The 13,615-nt window shown below is 68.5% G+C and carries 12 protein-coding genes and 1 pseudogene; 7 read left to right on the top strand and 6 right to left on the bottom strand.

Features of this window, described 5'->3' with window-relative positions:
- Nucleotides 1–523: 523 nt before the first annotated feature.
- The 3 genes from AMOR_RS20155 to AMOR_RS20165 all read right to left on the bottom strand — a co-directional run bounded on the left by AMOR_RS20155 (nucleotide 524) and on the right by AMOR_RS20165 (nucleotide 5,218).
- Nucleotides 524–1,441 carry an NADP-dependent oxidoreductase gene (locus AMOR_RS20155; protein WP_248353541.1) on the bottom strand — a complete coding sequence of 306 codons (918 nt, stop codon included), beginning with the start codon at nucleotides 1,439–1,441 and terminating at the stop codon, nucleotides 524–526.
- A gap of 128 nt (nucleotides 1,442–1,569) precedes the next feature.
- Nucleotides 1,570–2,487 (bottom strand): NADP-dependent oxidoreductase, encoded by a 918-nt coding sequence (locus tag AMOR_RS20160; protein ID WP_248353542.1) that lies wholly within the window; start codon nucleotides 2,485–2,487, stop codon nucleotides 1,570–1,572.
- Between the two features lie 232 nt (nucleotides 2,488–2,719).
- Complete coding sequence (locus AMOR_RS20165; protein WP_248353543.1) at nucleotides 2,720–5,218, bottom strand: sigma 54-interacting transcriptional regulator; 2,499 nt, start codon at nucleotides 5,216–5,218, stop codon at nucleotides 2,720–2,722.
- A 798-nt stretch (nucleotides 5,219–6,016) separates the two neighbouring features.
- Between AMOR_RS20165 and AMOR_RS20170 the strand changes: the two genes are divergently transcribed.
- The 5 genes and pseudogenes from AMOR_RS20170 (at nucleotide 6,017) to AMOR_RS20190 (ending at nucleotide 9,760) form a co-directional block, all read left to right on the top strand.
- Complete coding sequence (locus AMOR_RS20170; protein WP_248353544.1) at nucleotides 6,017–6,784, top strand: SDR family oxidoreductase; 768 nt, start codon at nucleotides 6,017–6,019, stop codon at nucleotides 6,782–6,784.
- 29 nt (nucleotides 6,785–6,813) lie between these two features.
- On the top strand, nucleotides 6,814–7,230 hold the full coding sequence (locus AMOR_RS20175; protein WP_248353545.1) for a cupin domain-containing protein: 417 nt from the start codon (nucleotides 6,814–6,816) through the stop codon (nucleotides 7,228–7,230).
- A gap of 183 nt (nucleotides 7,231–7,413) precedes the next feature.
- On the top strand, nucleotides 7,414–8,352 hold the full coding sequence (locus AMOR_RS20180) for an AraC family transcriptional regulator (RefSeq protein WP_248353546.1): 939 nt from the start codon (nucleotides 7,414–7,416) through the stop codon (nucleotides 8,350–8,352).
- Nucleotides 8,352–9,232, top strand: a pseudogene (locus tag AMOR_RS20185) (amidase); the annotation flags it as partial. The gene AMOR_RS20180 and the pseudogene AMOR_RS20185, both read left to right, overlap by 1 nt.
- 51 nt (nucleotides 9,233–9,283) lie before the next feature.
- Nucleotides 9,284–9,760, top strand: a complete 477-nt coding sequence (locus AMOR_RS20190) for an amidase family protein (protein ID WP_248362568.1) — start codon at nucleotides 9,284–9,286, stop codon at nucleotides 9,758–9,760.
- Nucleotides 9,761–9,817: 57 nt separating this feature from the next.
- On the opposite strand, the gene AMOR_RS20195 is transcribed toward AMOR_RS20190, so the two are convergent.
- The 3 genes from AMOR_RS20195 to AMOR_RS20205 are packed head-to-tail and all read right to left on the bottom strand — an operon-like array spanning nucleotide 9,818 to nucleotide 12,000.
- Nucleotides 9,818–11,017 (bottom strand): RNA polymerase sigma factor, encoded by a 1,200-nt coding sequence (locus AMOR_RS20195; protein WP_248353547.1) that lies wholly within the window; start codon nucleotides 11,015–11,017, stop codon nucleotides 9,818–9,820.
- The gene (locus AMOR_RS20200) at nucleotides 11,018–11,413 is read right to left on the bottom strand and encodes a YciI family protein (RefSeq protein WP_248353549.1); all 396 of its coding nucleotides are present in this window, start codon (nucleotides 11,411–11,413) and stop codon (nucleotides 11,018–11,020) included.
- A gap of 11 nt (nucleotides 11,414–11,424) precedes the next feature.
- Nucleotides 11,425–12,000, bottom strand: a complete 576-nt coding sequence (locus AMOR_RS20205; protein WP_248353551.1) for a dihydrofolate reductase family protein — start codon at nucleotides 11,998–12,000, stop codon at nucleotides 11,425–11,427.
- A gap of 227 nt (nucleotides 12,001–12,227) precedes the next feature.
- Between AMOR_RS20205 and AMOR_RS20210 the strand changes: the two genes are divergently transcribed.
- The gene (locus AMOR_RS20210) at nucleotides 12,228–12,899 is read left to right on the top strand and encodes a hypothetical protein (protein WP_248353552.1); all 672 of its coding nucleotides are present in this window, start codon (nucleotides 12,228–12,230) and stop codon (nucleotides 12,897–12,899) included.
- 380 nt (nucleotides 12,900–13,279) lie between these two features.
- A complete protein-coding gene (locus AMOR_RS20215) occupies nucleotides 13,280–13,615 on the top strand; it encodes a YciI family protein (protein WP_248353553.1) in 336 nt (111 codons plus the stop codon).

Here is a 13,615-nt window from a genome sequence, read left to right on the forward strand (position 1 = left end):
CGTTCGCGACCGTCCCCGCCGGTCTGCTCCGCTTCCGCTCGCCAGCGTGCTCGTCTTCGCTCTCTCGCTCGGAGCGCACGCGGAATCCTGCTCGCGTCGACGGCAACCGCTCGCTCGACCCGTGCGAGCGTCGATCACCCAGGCAGCGCGGGTGAGTTGCACGCGTGCGGCTCGGCGTGGCAGCGCGTCTACCCGCCGTCTGCCGCGCGCATGCTCGCCCGGATGGCCCGCGTCGGCGCCCAAGTGCCGGGCCCCCCTCGCACCGCCGCCGTCGCGCCGAGAACTCGGCGTTTTCCGAAAGGCGGGCACAGGCGGGGCGGCCCGCGCACCTTCACGCGCATCGCGGGATGGCACTCGCTCGATGGATCGGCGACGTTGAGGCTCGCGCCGCCGCATCTACCCGACGAGCCCAGCACCGAGGCAGGTGGCCCACCCCCCTGCAACGGGTTTGGTGGCACGGGAGTCCACGTCGGAGGGACGATCCATCCGGGAGTGGAGAACCGCGCGCCTTCCCCCCTGGTCCTCACGGACGAACGCGGATGATCTGCTTCCCCGGGCGTCGCTCGGTCGCGTTGAAGGCGGCGACGGCATCGTCGAGGGGCGCGATGTTGCTGATGTTCGTCCGCAGTCGTCCGTCGCGTACCCGCTGGACGATCTCACCCAGTTGGGCCCGATCGCACTCGACAACGAAGTCGATCGCGAGGCCGTCCGCCGGCCGCGCCTCGGACGGGCCGACGATGGACACCAGCCTTCCTCCGGCTCGAATCAGGCCCGCGGAACGCTTCCCGATAGCACCGCCGATGACATCGAAGACCAGATCGATTCCGCCGACGTCTTCGAGGACGTCGTTGTCGAGGTCGACGAACGCCTGCGCGCCGAAGTCGAGCGCCTTCTGACGGTCGGCGGCGCGTCCGGTGCCGATGACGTAGGCGCCGGCCTCGCGCGCGAGCTGCGTCACCATCGACCCGACCGCGCCGGCCGCGCCGTGCGCGAGGACGCTCTGCCCCGCCTGAAGGCGGCCGTGCTCGAACAGTCCCTGCCACGCGCTCAGGCCCGAGATCGGTAAGCTTGCACCGACCGTGAAGTCGACGTCGCCCGGCAGCGGCGCGAGGTTGCGTGCCTCGATGGCCACATATTCTGCCAGGGTGCCGTCGCGAGACCAGTCCGAGAGGCCGAACACCCGCTGCCCCACCGACAGCCCGGTCGTGCCATAGCCGAGGGCGGTTACCACTCCGGCCAGCTCGTGCCCAGGGATTGACGGCGTTCGGTCGCGGTCGAGGCGATCGGTCCAGGTCGAGGGCCACGCCAACTCAGTCGGGACGAATCCCGACGCGTAGATCTGAACGACGACGTCGTTTATCGCCGCCTGCGGCTCGGGCCGCTCCACCAGCTTCATCCCGGCCGTTCCCTCGGCCTGGTCGGTCACCACGATCGCCTTCATGGGAATTGTCTCCTTGGTCATGTGTCACTTTGGTGGAAATGTCCGTTTGCCCCCGGCGGGGCCGATAGGACGCAGCCGGCCGATCTGGACGCGCCGGCCGGCCGCGCGCATCGACGGGCGCGTGTCGCTCACGGACGAACGCGGATGATCGTCTTCCCGTTGTTCCGCCCGGTCGGATTGAAGGCGGCGACGGCATCGTCGAGGGTCGCGATGTTGCCGATGTTCGTCCGCAGCCGTCCGTCCCGCACCCGCCGGATGATCTCACCCAGATGCGCGCGATCGGACACGACAACAAAGTCGATCGTCAAGCCGTCGGCGGGCCGTGCCTCGGTCGGGCCGGCGATGGTCACCAGCCTTCCCCCGGCTCGAATCAGGCGCGCGGACCGCGTCCGGATGTCGCCGCCGATGACATCGAAAACCAGATCGACTCCGCCGACCTCTTCGAGGACGTCGTTCTCGAGGTCGACGAACGCCTGGGCGCCGAAATCGAGCGCCTTCTGACGGTCGGCGGCGCGTCCGGTGCCGATGACATAGGCGCCGGCCTCTCGTGCGAGCTGCGTCACCATCGACCCGACCGCGCCGGCCGCGCCGTGCACGAGGACGCTTCTTCCCGCCTGAAGGCGGCCGTGCACGAACAGTCCCTGCCACGCGGTCAGGCCCGGCATCGCCACGCCCGCGCCCACCGTGAAGTCGACGTCGCCCGGCAGCGGCGCGAGGTTGCGTGCCTCGATGGCCACATATTCCGCCAGGGTGCCGCCGCGATACGAGTCGGAGAGGCCGAACACCCGCTGTCCTACCGACAGCCCCGTCGTGCCATAGCCGAGGGCGGTGACCACCCCGGCCAGTTCCTGACCGGGTATCGACGGCGTCCGGTCACGGCCGAGGCGATCGGTCCAGGTCGAGGGCCATGTCAGCTCACCCGAGGTGAATCCCGACGCATGAACCTGAACGACGACGTCGTTTATCGCTGCCTGCGGTTCGGGCTGCTCGACCAGCTTCATCCCGGCCGTTCCCGCGGCCTCGTCCGTCACCACGATCGCCTTCATCGGTCGCCTCCTTGTGTCGAGTGCTCGCTGTCGAGTGCTCGCCTCCACGACAGGATTTCGGAGAGCGCCTGGTGCCTGGCTACGAGCATGCGTCGGCGGTGGATTTCCTGATGAGCTCGCCCTTCACTGAGTAGCCCACCGTGCTTGCACTCCCATGTGCTGCAATGTTGGCGATTGCCGAAGGTGAGCGCGCTGCGGCCACGCTGGCCCTTGAAGCCGACATCGCCAGTCCTCAGGACGTTTTGTACTTGTATTTGTCGATGTGAAGGGCCCGGATCCTCGAATCCAGCGTCTGCCGCGGAATTCCCAGCCGTACAGCAGCTCCAGCGGCCCCCGCGACCCGTCCCTTGCACGCCGCCAGCGCAGCCTCGATGAGCTCTCTTTCATTGGCGGCGAGCGTTCCCGTGATGGAGGCGGCGGGCGGGGACGCCTTGCTCGCCCCTCGCTTGAGCCAGGAGTCGTCCACGACGAACGTGTCGGCGTCGCTCAGGATGACGGCACGCTCGACCACGTTCTGGAGCTCGCGGACGTTCCCTGGCCATGCGTAAGCGCGAAGCATCTCGAGCGTGTCCTCTTCGATACTCTTGATCCTCTTTCCCGCCTTCTTCGCGTAGCGCTCGATCATGTACTCGACGAGCAGCGGGATGTCGTCCGGACGCTCGCGCAGCGGAGGAATCTCGAGTGGGAACACGTTCAATCGAAAGAACAGATCCTCACGGAACGTTCCCGCCTGGACCGCGGCGCTCAGGTCGCGGTGCGTGGCCGCGAGGACGCGCACGTCGACGCTCACGGGGCGGCTGCTGCCAACACGCTCGAACTCTCGTTCCTGGAGCACGCGGAGCAGCGCGACCTGTGTCTCGGCTGGTAAGTCGCCGACCTCGTCCAGGAAGATCGTACCGCCGTCGGCCGCTTCGAACCGACCGACGCGACGCTGTAGCGCCCCCGTGAAGGCGCCCTTCTCGTGGCCGAACAGCTCGGAAGCGACCAGCGATGAAGGGATCGCCGCACAGTTCACTCGGATGAGCGCCCGGCTCGCGCGGCTCGAGCGCTTGTGAATGGCGCGAGCGATGAGTTCCTTCCCCGTTCCGGTCTCGCCGACGATGAGGACGGTCGAGTCCGTCGGCGCGACCTTCGCCAGCCGTGCGAGCACCCGGCGAAGTCCTTCGGACGAGCCGACAATCTCGTCGAACATATTCGAGTGGTCGATCTCGTCCCGCAGCGCGAGGTTCTCGATGCGAACCCTCTCCTCGGTCCGTCTGCGGTCCTCGATGTCGGTCGCCGTTGCATACCAGCGAAGAATCTCTCCGCTCTCGCTGCGAAGCGGGTGGTACCGAACGAGGAACCAGCGGTACTGCCCGTCCCTGCGGCGCGCGCGCAGCTCCGTTTCGAACGGCTCGCCGCGTGACAGGCCCATCTGACGTTCGTGCCAGGCCCTCTCCAGATCGTCAGGGTGGAAGATCTTCTCGTGGGAGCCCTCGGCTTTCACCTCATCGAGGTTCAGCCCGGTGTAAGCAAGCACGAACGCATTCACGTAGACGGTGCTCCCATCGGGCGCCAAGACGAGGATCGCCTGCGGGATGGCATCCGTTACCCGCCGGAGCTCCTCGTTGGCGGCCGCGAGCTCAGCCGTCCGCTCGGCCACCCTCAGTGTGGCAATTCCTGTTTCACCACCGCCGAGCGTCGGATGCGATGAAACGCGAAACGCGAGCGCCTGGGCCAGCTCCTGCTGGACGCGCGTCTCCCGCGTGATGTCGGTCGACACGCCCGTCACGCCGACCACGGCTCCGGCCGCATCGCGGAAGGGGTGTAGGTCGATCTGAAACAGCGTGCTCTCGCCGTTCCGCGGCACGCGCAGCTCGTCATGCGTCGCCTGGCCCGATTCCAGGACGCGGCGCTTCGCAGCCGCCATGCGAGCGGCGACTTCCGGTGGGAAGAGCTCGGCGTCCGTCTTCCCGGCGACCTCCTCGGACATGAAGCTCTGCGGGTTGTACATCCACCGATAACGCAGGTCGGCATCCTGCTGAAACACGACGATGTTCGAGTGGGCGATGCCCTGACGCAGCTCCTCCTTGAGGTAGGCGTTCTCCGTCTGGAGCTGCTGCAACATCCGGGAGACCCTCTCGAAGAGCCTGGCATTCTTGATGGCAGCCGAGGCCTGCGCAGCGAAGACGGCGATCTGCTCGAACTCGAGATCCGTCAGCGCTCGACGCGCGAACATCGCGAGGACGCCGAAGACCTCGTCGCCGAACGTGAGTGGATATCCAGCGAAGGCGGCGAGGCCCTCTCGCCGCACCCAGGCCTTGTCGGTGATCCTCGCATCCTCGAGCAGTGAGTTCGAGCACACCGCCTCGCGAGCCGCCGCGATGGCGCCGACCTTGAGCACTCCCACCGGAATCCGGCCGTACATCCCGTCGAGGCGTTCCGACAGACCAGCGCTCGCGACGAGATGGAGGCATCGGCTGCGCTCCGGACACTGGGCGGCCAGGGCACAGTGCGTGCACATATCGCCCGCACCGATGAGCCAGATCCGCGCCAGCGCTGCCTCGAGGTCCTCGGTAAGGCCACGCGTGATCTCCGACAGGACCGCGCGCAGATCGAGCGCCCCCGCCATTCGCAGAGTGACGCGGTCGAGCGTCCGCTGAAACTTATCCGTGGGTGTGACGCTCCCGCTGTGAGACGGGACGACGGGTACCACCGTCCGGAACTCGCTCCCGGTGTCGACGCCGTGCATGCGCCTCTCCTTTCGTCACGCCATCCGAAAGGGACTTGAATTGACGCAGGAACATGACGAGCTGCGCGGAGCTCGAGAAGTCGATACGGCGACCGGAGGTGACGCGCTCCGCGCGACCCGCCAGCCGGGGCCGCTCGCCGTGACACGCACCGAGCACGACGAGCACCGCGCCGTCGAGTCGGAGCGAGCGGCGACGTCACGATGCGCGAGGGCGGCAGACGTGGGTCCCGGGACCGATGGGACCGTTGCTCACGTCCTCTCCTCGCGCGCCGCATGCGTGGATCGTAGGCGCCGCGAGGCCGACGTTCCATCGAGCGAGCGTGGAGGATTCGTGACATTTGTGCGGAGAGCAACAAGAAGGGGTGGCGGCCCGCCCGCCCCGGAATTCAAGGCCGGAACGTGCGCGCGCTCGTGTACCTGCCGCTTGTGCTCGCTCGCCGCCCGATCGAGCGAGTGCCCATCGGGCGGGTCGCCGTCGAACGTGTGCGGGGCGCCCCGGCGTGCCCGCCTTTCGGAAAACGCCCACTTCTCGGCACGGCGAAGCAAGTGCGAGGCGTGTTGGTACGGGCCGCCGCTGGCGCCGCTCGCTTCAACGCGCCGGAAAACATCCCGTGCGATGGCTCAGCAGGCCTCGATCAGAGCGGCATGCGGCGTGCGTATGCGAGATCGGGAGCAGGCGGGGAGGTTACACGGACGCTCCGCTCGTCGTGTGAGCCGTTCTCGAATCATCGAGGAGATGCATCGCAGTGTGAGCTTCTACTAGTACGGAGTGTGCGGGCCACAAACCAGGAGATAGGTATGAAGATCGTGGTCATCGGCGGCACCGGATTGATCGGGTCCAAGACCGTCGCGGTTCTGCGACAGCGCGCGCAGGAGGTCGTCGCCGCCGCGCCCGATACCGGCGTCAACACCATCACCGGCGCGGGCCTCGAAGAGGTCATGGGCGGCACGCACGTGGTGATCGACGTCGCCAATTCGCCCTCATTTGAAGACAAGGCGGTGTTGAACTTCTTCGAGGCCTCCGGCCGCAACCTGCTCGCCGCGGAGGCCGCAGCCGGCGTCAAGCACCATGTCACGCTATCGATCGTGGGCGATGATCGGTCGCCCGACATTGGCTATTTCCGCGCCAAGGTCGCCCAAGAGAGACTGGTCGAGACCTCCGGTATCCCGTTCACCATCATCCGCTCGACCCAGTTCTTTGAATTCCTCCGCGCCATCGCCGATTCAAGCGCCGATTCAAGCGCGGATGGGAACATGGTCAGGATTTCGCCGAGCCTGTTCCAGCCCATCGCAGCGGACGACGTCGCTGCCATGGTCGCCGAGGTGGCACTGGCGGCGCCGCGAAACCGCATCATCGAGATCGCTGGCCCTGAACGAGCACCGTTCAACGAAATCGTCGCCCGGTATCTCAAGGCGGTCGGCGACCCGCGTGTCGTCGTGAGTGACCCCGACGCCCGATACTACGGCGGCCGGATCGAGGAGCGCTCGCTCGTGCCATTGGGCGAAGCGCGGCTCGGCCGCATCGGTGTCGACGAATGGCTCCGCCGCTCCCAGGCAACAGCCTGATCCTGCTCGACGGAAGGAGAGGTCTTCAAATGAAACGCATCCTGTGTTCGCTGCTCATCGCCGCCGTGCCGTGCGGCAGCCTCCTCGCCGATGCGCCGAAGTCGAAGAACGCCAAAGTGACTGTCGTCTACAACCACGAGCTGCCGAACGTGCCCGGCAAGAGCATCAAAGGTGTGCTCGTCGAATACGGGCCGGGCGGCTACTCGCCGGGCCACACGCATCCCAGATCCGCCTTCATCTACGCGACGGTGCTCGAGGGCTCGATCCGCAGTCAGGTCAATGACGGACCGGTGACGACATACCATGCGGGACAGAGCTTCTCCGAGCTGCCCGGCGACCGCCACGGTGTCAGCGCCAATGCCAGCGAGACGAAGCCGGCCAAGCTCCTCGCGGTGTTCGTGGTGGACACGAACGAGACGGAATTGACGACGCCATTCGGGAGCTGAGGTCGGCAGCGGGTATCTGCCCGCCTTGAGATCGCCGCCCCGCGCCTGGCACGTGCGTCGCCGCCCGCGTCTCTCCTGCCGCTGGAGCCGGAGGAGGGTAGCGGTCGCTCCACGTGGGGCCCTCGCCCGAAACAGCAAGGGGCGTCAAGCGTCGGCCAAGGGCGGTCCGTTAGTTTGCCCCTGATGAAGCCCGAGACCCGATCCTTCTACGAGCTGGCCGTTCAGCGCGCGATCGAGCGGGTGGCCTCGGATCTCGACCAGGCGCTCGACCTCCAGGGCCTCGCGCGCGCTGCGGCGCTGTCGCCCTTCCACTTCCACCGCGTCTTCCGCGGGCTGGTGGGCGAGACCCCGCTCGAGCTGCTGCGACGGCTGAGGCTGGAGCGAGCCGCGTGGTACCTGCTGCACGCTGGTTCTTCGGTGACCGACGTGGCGTTCGCCGCGGGCTACGAGACGCACGAGGCCTTCACGCGCGCGTTCCGCGCGCGCTATTCCTGCTCGCCGTCCGAGTTCAGGCAGCGGCGACACGCCGAGGGTCCAGCCGGCGCCCATCCCACCCAGGTGGAGCTCGCCGCCCGGTCGGGAATCCACTTCCAGCCTGGGCAGGCGTCGATACCGTCCGTTCACCTCGACCAGATGGGACCCGCCTTGGAGGTCGAGCTGAAGGAGATGCCAGAGCTTCGCGTCGCGACCGTGCGGCATCTCGGCCCCTACAACCGGATCTCGGAGGCGTTCGCCCGTCTCGGCGAGCTGGCCGTCGCCGCGGAGCTCATCGGCCCGGACGCGGCGATGCTCGCCCTGTACCACGACGACCCCGAGATGACGCCGGGGCCGGACCTCCGCTCGGACGCTGCCATCGTCGTCTCGCCCGGCTCCGTCGTGCCGGGAGGGATGCGCGTTCAGCGGATACCCGCGGGCCTCTATGCCTGCACAGCGCACGTGGGCAGCTGCACGCAGCTGGGGGACGTCTGGGCTCGCTTCATGGGCGAGTGGCTCCCGCGGAGCGGGCATCGGATGGGCGAGGGAGCGAGCTACGAGCTCTACCGGAACAGGCCGAGCCAGGGGCCGGGGCAGGCGCAGGCCCCCGTCACCGAGCTCCACATCCAGCTCGCGAGGTCAGCGTGATGCAACTCTCGGATCCTTCGACGGTGCAGCAGACCTCCCGGAACGCCGATCCCTGCTGGCTCTCGGCAAAGGAGCTGGCCAGGAGCATCGCGCGTCGCGAGCGGTCCGCCCGCGAGGTGCTCGAAGCGTATCTGGCGAGGATCGAGCGGTGGAACGCCGGGCTGAATGCGGTCGTGTCGCTCGACGTCGCAGCCGCCCGCGCGCAGGCCGACGATGCCGACCGGGCGCTCGCGCAGGGCTCGCCTCGAGGTCCGCTCCACGGGGTCCCCATCACACTCAAGGACGGCAACGACGTGGCCGGCCTGCGGACCACGCTGGGGACCGAGGTCTTCGACGTACGGCCGACGCCGACGGCACCGTCGCCGTGCGACTCCGGGCGGCGGGGGCGATCATCGTCGGCCACACCAACGTCGCGCCGTTCTTGGCCGACTACCAGAGCGCCAACGCCCTCTTCGGCCGCACCTCCAATCCGTGGAACCCCGGCCGGACGGCCGGGGGATCGAGCGGTGGGGCCGCGGCGGCGGTCGCCGCCGGGATGACGCCGCTCGAGGTCGTCTCCGACCTGGGCGGTTCGAGCCGGCTGCCCGCCCACTTCTGCGGCGTCTACGCCCTCAAGCCGACCGAGCACCGTATCCCGATGACCGGGTTCTTCCGCCTCCCGCCGGGAGCACCGCGCTCGGTCCGGATCCTCTCGACGCTGGCGCCCATGGCGCGCGACCTCGACGATCTGGAGCTCGCGCTGTCGCTCCTCGCCGGCCCCGACGGGCTCGACACCGACGTGGCGCCCATCCCGCTGGAGCGGGCGCCTGTGGCCGGGCTGGCCGGCCTGCGGATCGCTTACGCCACGACGGTCCCCGGAGCCGTCGTGGCGAGCTCGCTGAGGAAGCACGTCGAGCAGGTGGCGACCCTGGCCGCGAGGGCGGGGGCCCGGGTGGAGGAGCGGCTCCCCAGCTGCGACTGGGACGGCGCGAACCTGCTCGTCCGCGAGCTCATCTCGGCCATCACCGCCGAGCGATGCGGCGAGGAGCTGGCCTGGTACTTCGCCGCGCTCGATCGGCGCGACCGCTTCATCACCGCCTGGGAGGCGTTCTTCCGCGACTTCGACGCGCTGCTCTTGCCGCCCAGCATGACCACCGCCTTCCCTCACTGCGAGCCGGGCACGCCTCTCCCGGTCGACGGCAAGCTCGCGGACTACTTCGGCCACGGAGCGGTGCTGGCCATGGCCAACCTGGCCGACCTCCCCGCGCTCGTCGCGCCGGCGGGTCGCGACGAGGACGGGCTGCCCATCGGCGTGCAGATCGTGGGGCCCAGGTGGTCCGAGATGCGCATCCTCGCCATCGCCCGTGCGCTCCTGAACGCCCAGGTCCTGCCCGGCTTCGCGCCGCCACCCGGGTATCGTCAGGACTGACCCCCTGTCGACGCGGACCATCTCCTGGTCCGGCGTGAGCACCCACGCGCTGTGGCGTCACGCTCTGCCGTTCGTCGGACGTCCGAGCCGCGCCGCGCGCAGCAGCAGGTAGTCCCGCTCGGCCGCGCTGTCCGTCAGCGCGGCCGCCTTCCGGAAGTATTTCGCGGCGGCGTCCCGTTGCCCGGCCCGCTCCAGAAGGTGCGCGCGGACCGCGGCGGTGCGGTGGTGGCCGGCAAGCTCTGGCAGCGCGTCCACCTCCTTCAGCCCCGCCTCGGCCCCGTGCACCATGGCGACCGCCACGGCGTGATTCAGCGCCACCATCGGGTTGCCGTCGATCCGCCGCAGCAGCCCATACAGCCCGAGGATCCGCGTCCAGTCCGTGTCTTCGGCGCGCGAGGCCTCCACGTGCGCGGCGGCGATGGACGCCTGCAGTTGGTACACGCCCACCCTCCCTTTCGACAGCGCGGCGGTGAGCAGGCGCACGCCTTGGCTGATGAGCGCCCGGTCCCACCTTGACCGGTCCTGTTCGTCCAGCGGGATCAGCTCGCCGCTGGGCCCGGTGCGGGCGGCACGTCGCGCATCGGTGAGCAGCATCAGCGACAGGAGCCCGGCCACCTCCGGCTCTTCCGGCGACACCGCCTCGAGCATGCGGGTGAGCCGGATGGCCTCCAGGGCGAGGTCCGGCCGCTGCAGCTCCGGACCGGCACTCGCGGTGTAACCCTCGTTGAACATCAGGTAGAGCACGTGCATCACCTCCGAGAGCCGGTCAGCGGAAGCGGCGAGCGGGGTGCCCGACCGTTGGATCGTCTCCTTCGCGCGGCTGATGCGCTGGCCCATCGTCGCCTCCGGCACCAGGAACGCGCGCGCAATCTCCTGCGTGGTTAGCCCGCCCACCGCCCGCGCGGTGAGCGCGATGGCCGACGCCGCCGTGAGCGCGGGGTGGCAGCACAAGAAGAGCAGCTCCAGCGTGTCGTCCCGCGCCGGGGCAGCCTCGCCAACGAGCGGCCTGAGCGCAAAGACCTGCTCTTCGCGCCTCCGCCGTGCGCCGTCCGAGCGCAGGTGGTCCGCCAGCCTCCGCTGCGCCACCTGCAGTACCCACGCGCGCGGGTTCTCGGGGATGCCCTGCGCCTTCCACTGCACTGCCGCCGCGATGAGCGCCTCCTGCACCGCGTCCTCAGCGAGCGTGAAATCCCGTTCGCGGCGCAGCAACACTGCCAGCACCTGCGGCCCCAGCTCTTTCAAGAGCGCTTCGTGCATCTACAGGAGGTCTTTGGCCGGGCTGGTCATCACCTGCCGCACCTCGATGGCCATGTTGAGGGGCTGGCCGCCCGGACCCGGCGCGGCGGACGCCTCCGCCGCTAGCTCGTACGCCCGCTCCGGGCTCTCCACGTCCACCACCCAGAAGCCGGCGAGGAACTCCTTCGTCTCCGGGAACACGCCGTCGGTGACGGGCCGCCCGTCCTTCCCGGCGCGCACCCACTTCGCTTGGTCCGGGGCGGTGAGCGCCTCGATGCCGACCAGCTCTCCGGATTCGACGAGCTTCTGGTTGAAGCGGCGAAGGAACGCGAAGTGCGCCTGCAGGTCTTCTTCGGGCCACGTGTGCATCTGGTACGCCGTCTGGCCGGGGACGTTCATCATCAGGAGGTATCTCAAGGGGGCTCTCCTCATGCCCGAGCGTACGTCGCCAGCAATGCGCCGGTGCTGGTGAGTTGTCCTTCCACCAGCCGGAACGGCCGCCGCACGCCGTCGTCCCGGAACGCGCGCTTTCCGCCGCCCAGCAGCACGGGGTCGACGATCAACCGCAGCTCGTCCACGAGGTCGAGCGCGAACAGTGCCTGCACCAGCGCGGAGCTGCCGATGCACAGCAGGTCCCCGCCGTCTCCGTCCTTCAGCGCTGCCAGGCTGCCTTCGATGACCCGCGCGTTGTTCCAGGGCAGCTCGCCCTTCAACGTCCGGCTGGCCACGTACTTCGGCCGCTCGTTCAACGGCCGCGACAGCACCTCCTCGTCCTTCGGCGCGCCCGGCCAGTACGCCGCGAAGGTCTCGTAGGTGCGGCGGCCAAACAGGTACCCGCCCGCCCCTTCGAGGGTCTGCGCCACCCACTTCATGGCTACCGGCTCGAAGTACGGCAGATGCCATCCCCCGTGCTTGAACCCGCCGCTGGGGTCTTCGTTCGCGTAGGCCGGCGCCTGCACCACGCCGTCCAGGCTCATCCACTCCGTCACGATGATCTTCCGCATGTCCTGCTCCTTTCACCCTCGAGTCGGAGCCGGCAGCCGGATTTCGACATTCCATTATTGGGGCATCTTCCGCCGCCACGCCTCTTGCTTCCCCCGGTGACGCCGGGCGGCGAGCTCAAGCGCCGCAAGGAGCTTGCCCAGAGGTGCCGCTGTGGTCGATGTCACTTGCCGACTGATCGCCCCTTGCCCGGACTCGTACCCACAATCCGGGTAAGCTTGGCGCCACCATGCGACCGCTCCGGCTGATCATCATGCTCTTCGCCGCGAGCTGCGTTCGGCAGCATCAGGACGGATCGAGCGGCGCGGGGCGCGCCGCGACCGCGGGGGATGAGATGACGATGTACGAGCTCGACCAGGCCGAGGCGCCATGGGGTGACTACGGCGCCATCCTCGTTCACGGCATGTCAGGGCATCTGGGCCGGAGCGGTGGGCGCATTCAGCTCGAACGGACCGGGCCGTTCATCCCGCCGGTGACGTTGCCCGGCCTCGGGGACGTGATCGTGACGGACAAGGTTCGCCGAGCCCTGGGGAGAGAGGTCCCCGGCCTCGTGTTTCGGCCGGTGGAGAAGGCCCGCATCGTGCGCCTCGACTGGCACACTTGGGACCGAACGGCAGACGAGCCTCCGCAGTATCCGCAGACCGGCGAACCCGAGGACTACATTCTGGAGCGGCAGCACGATGCGGCTATCGCCGAGCAGCTCGGTCCGCTTTGGGAGCTGGTGCCCGCCGTCGTTCCGTCGATTCAAGTGGAGGGCGGCAGATTCAACGACGCCGTCTACGATGGGGAGGACTTCGTCCGGGCGGACCCTCGGGCCGGCGTGAATTTCGTCTCGGCGAGGCTGATGAAGGCGATGTCCGCCGTCGCCGCGGGGTGGATCACCTTCCGGCCGGCGCGGTGAACGCGGCGAAGCGTCCCGGATGCTCAGCGCATACGACGACACGCTCCCGTACCGCCTGGCGTTCGGGGTCACGGACCGAGGATGACGGCAAGCGCGGTACTGCCGTCCAATGTGACTTCAACTGGGAATTCGCTCGCGCCAGATGGCCTACCAGCCGGCCGAGCGGACCAGGCTCTGGTTCAGGCGATGTCGAGATGACTCGCTGCTCGCTCTTGCCTCGCGGACGAGTCAACCCCGTGGGGCCGAGCCGCTCATGGAGGTGGACGCCTGGCACCCGGAGTTTCCGGTGCGAGAAATGAGCAAGGGGGTGTCCATTCGAGGATCTCCCGACGTCATCCGATCAGACCTGCGATGGAGCGGGTCATTCAGGAGGTCCGACGATGAAGTTCCTGTTTCTCTACCGAAAGTCACCCGATCCGCGCGATCAGCCCTCTCCCGCCGACATGCAGGCTGGATACATGCAGTGGAAGTCCTGGATGGCCAAGCACACGAAGGAAATCCTCGAACAGCCCCCTGCGCGCTCGGGCCCGAAGCCGGGCGGCACATCGGCAGTGTGCAAGGCCGGCGCGGTGACGGACGGACCATACGTCGAAGGCAAGGAGATCGTCGCGGGCTGGTCGTTCATCGAGGCCGAGTCGCTCGCGCGTGCGGTCGGGATCGCCAAGGAGGTCCCCATGTTCACGAGCGTCGAGATCATCGAGATCACGACGTTCTGA

The sequence above is a fragment of the Anaeromyxobacter oryzae genome (genome assembly GCF_023169945.1).
Classification (GTDB): domain Bacteria; phylum Myxococcota; class Myxococcia; order Myxococcales; family Anaeromyxobacteraceae; genus Anaeromyxobacter; species Anaeromyxobacter oryzae.

Excerpts from the sequence above, each read along its gene's own strand:
- AMOR_RS20155 (WP_248353541.1), bottom strand. The coding sequence starts at position 1,441 with ATGAAGGCGATCGTGGTGACCGACCAGGCCGAGGGAACGGCCGGGATG.
- AMOR_RS20210 (WP_248353552.1), top strand. The coding sequence starts at position 12,228 with ATGCGACCGCTCCGGCTGATCATCATGCTCTTCGCCGCGAGCTGCGTT.
- AMOR_RS20160 (WP_248353542.1), bottom strand. The coding sequence starts at position 2,487 with ATGAAGGCGATCGTGGTGACGGACGAGGCCGCGGGAACGGCCGGGATG.
- AMOR_RS20170 (WP_248353544.1), top strand. The coding sequence starts at position 6,017 with ATGAAGATCGTGGTCATCGGCGGCACCGGATTGATCGGGTCCAAGACC.
- AMOR_RS20205 (WP_248353551.1), bottom strand. The coding sequence starts at position 12,000 with ATGCGGAAGATCATCGTGACGGAGTGGATGAGCCTGGACGGCGTGGTG.
- AMOR_RS20215 (WP_248353553.1), top strand. The coding sequence starts at position 13,280 with ATGAAGTTCCTGTTTCTCTACCGAAAGTCACCCGATCCGCGCGATCAG.
- AMOR_RS20175 (WP_248353545.1), top strand. The coding sequence starts at position 6,814 with ATGAAACGCATCCTGTGTTCGCTGCTCATCGCCGCCGTGCCGTGCGGC.
- AMOR_RS20165 (WP_248353543.1), bottom strand. The coding sequence starts at position 5,218 with ATGCACGGCGTCGACACCGGGAGCGAGTTCCGGACGGTGGTACCCGTC.
- AMOR_RS20180 (WP_248353546.1), top strand. The coding sequence starts at position 7,414 with ATGAAGCCCGAGACCCGATCCTTCTACGAGCTGGCCGTTCAGCGCGCG.
- AMOR_RS20195 (WP_248353547.1), bottom strand. The coding sequence starts at position 11,017 with ATGCACGAAGCGCTCTTGAAAGAGCTGGGGCCGCAGGTGCTGGCAGTG.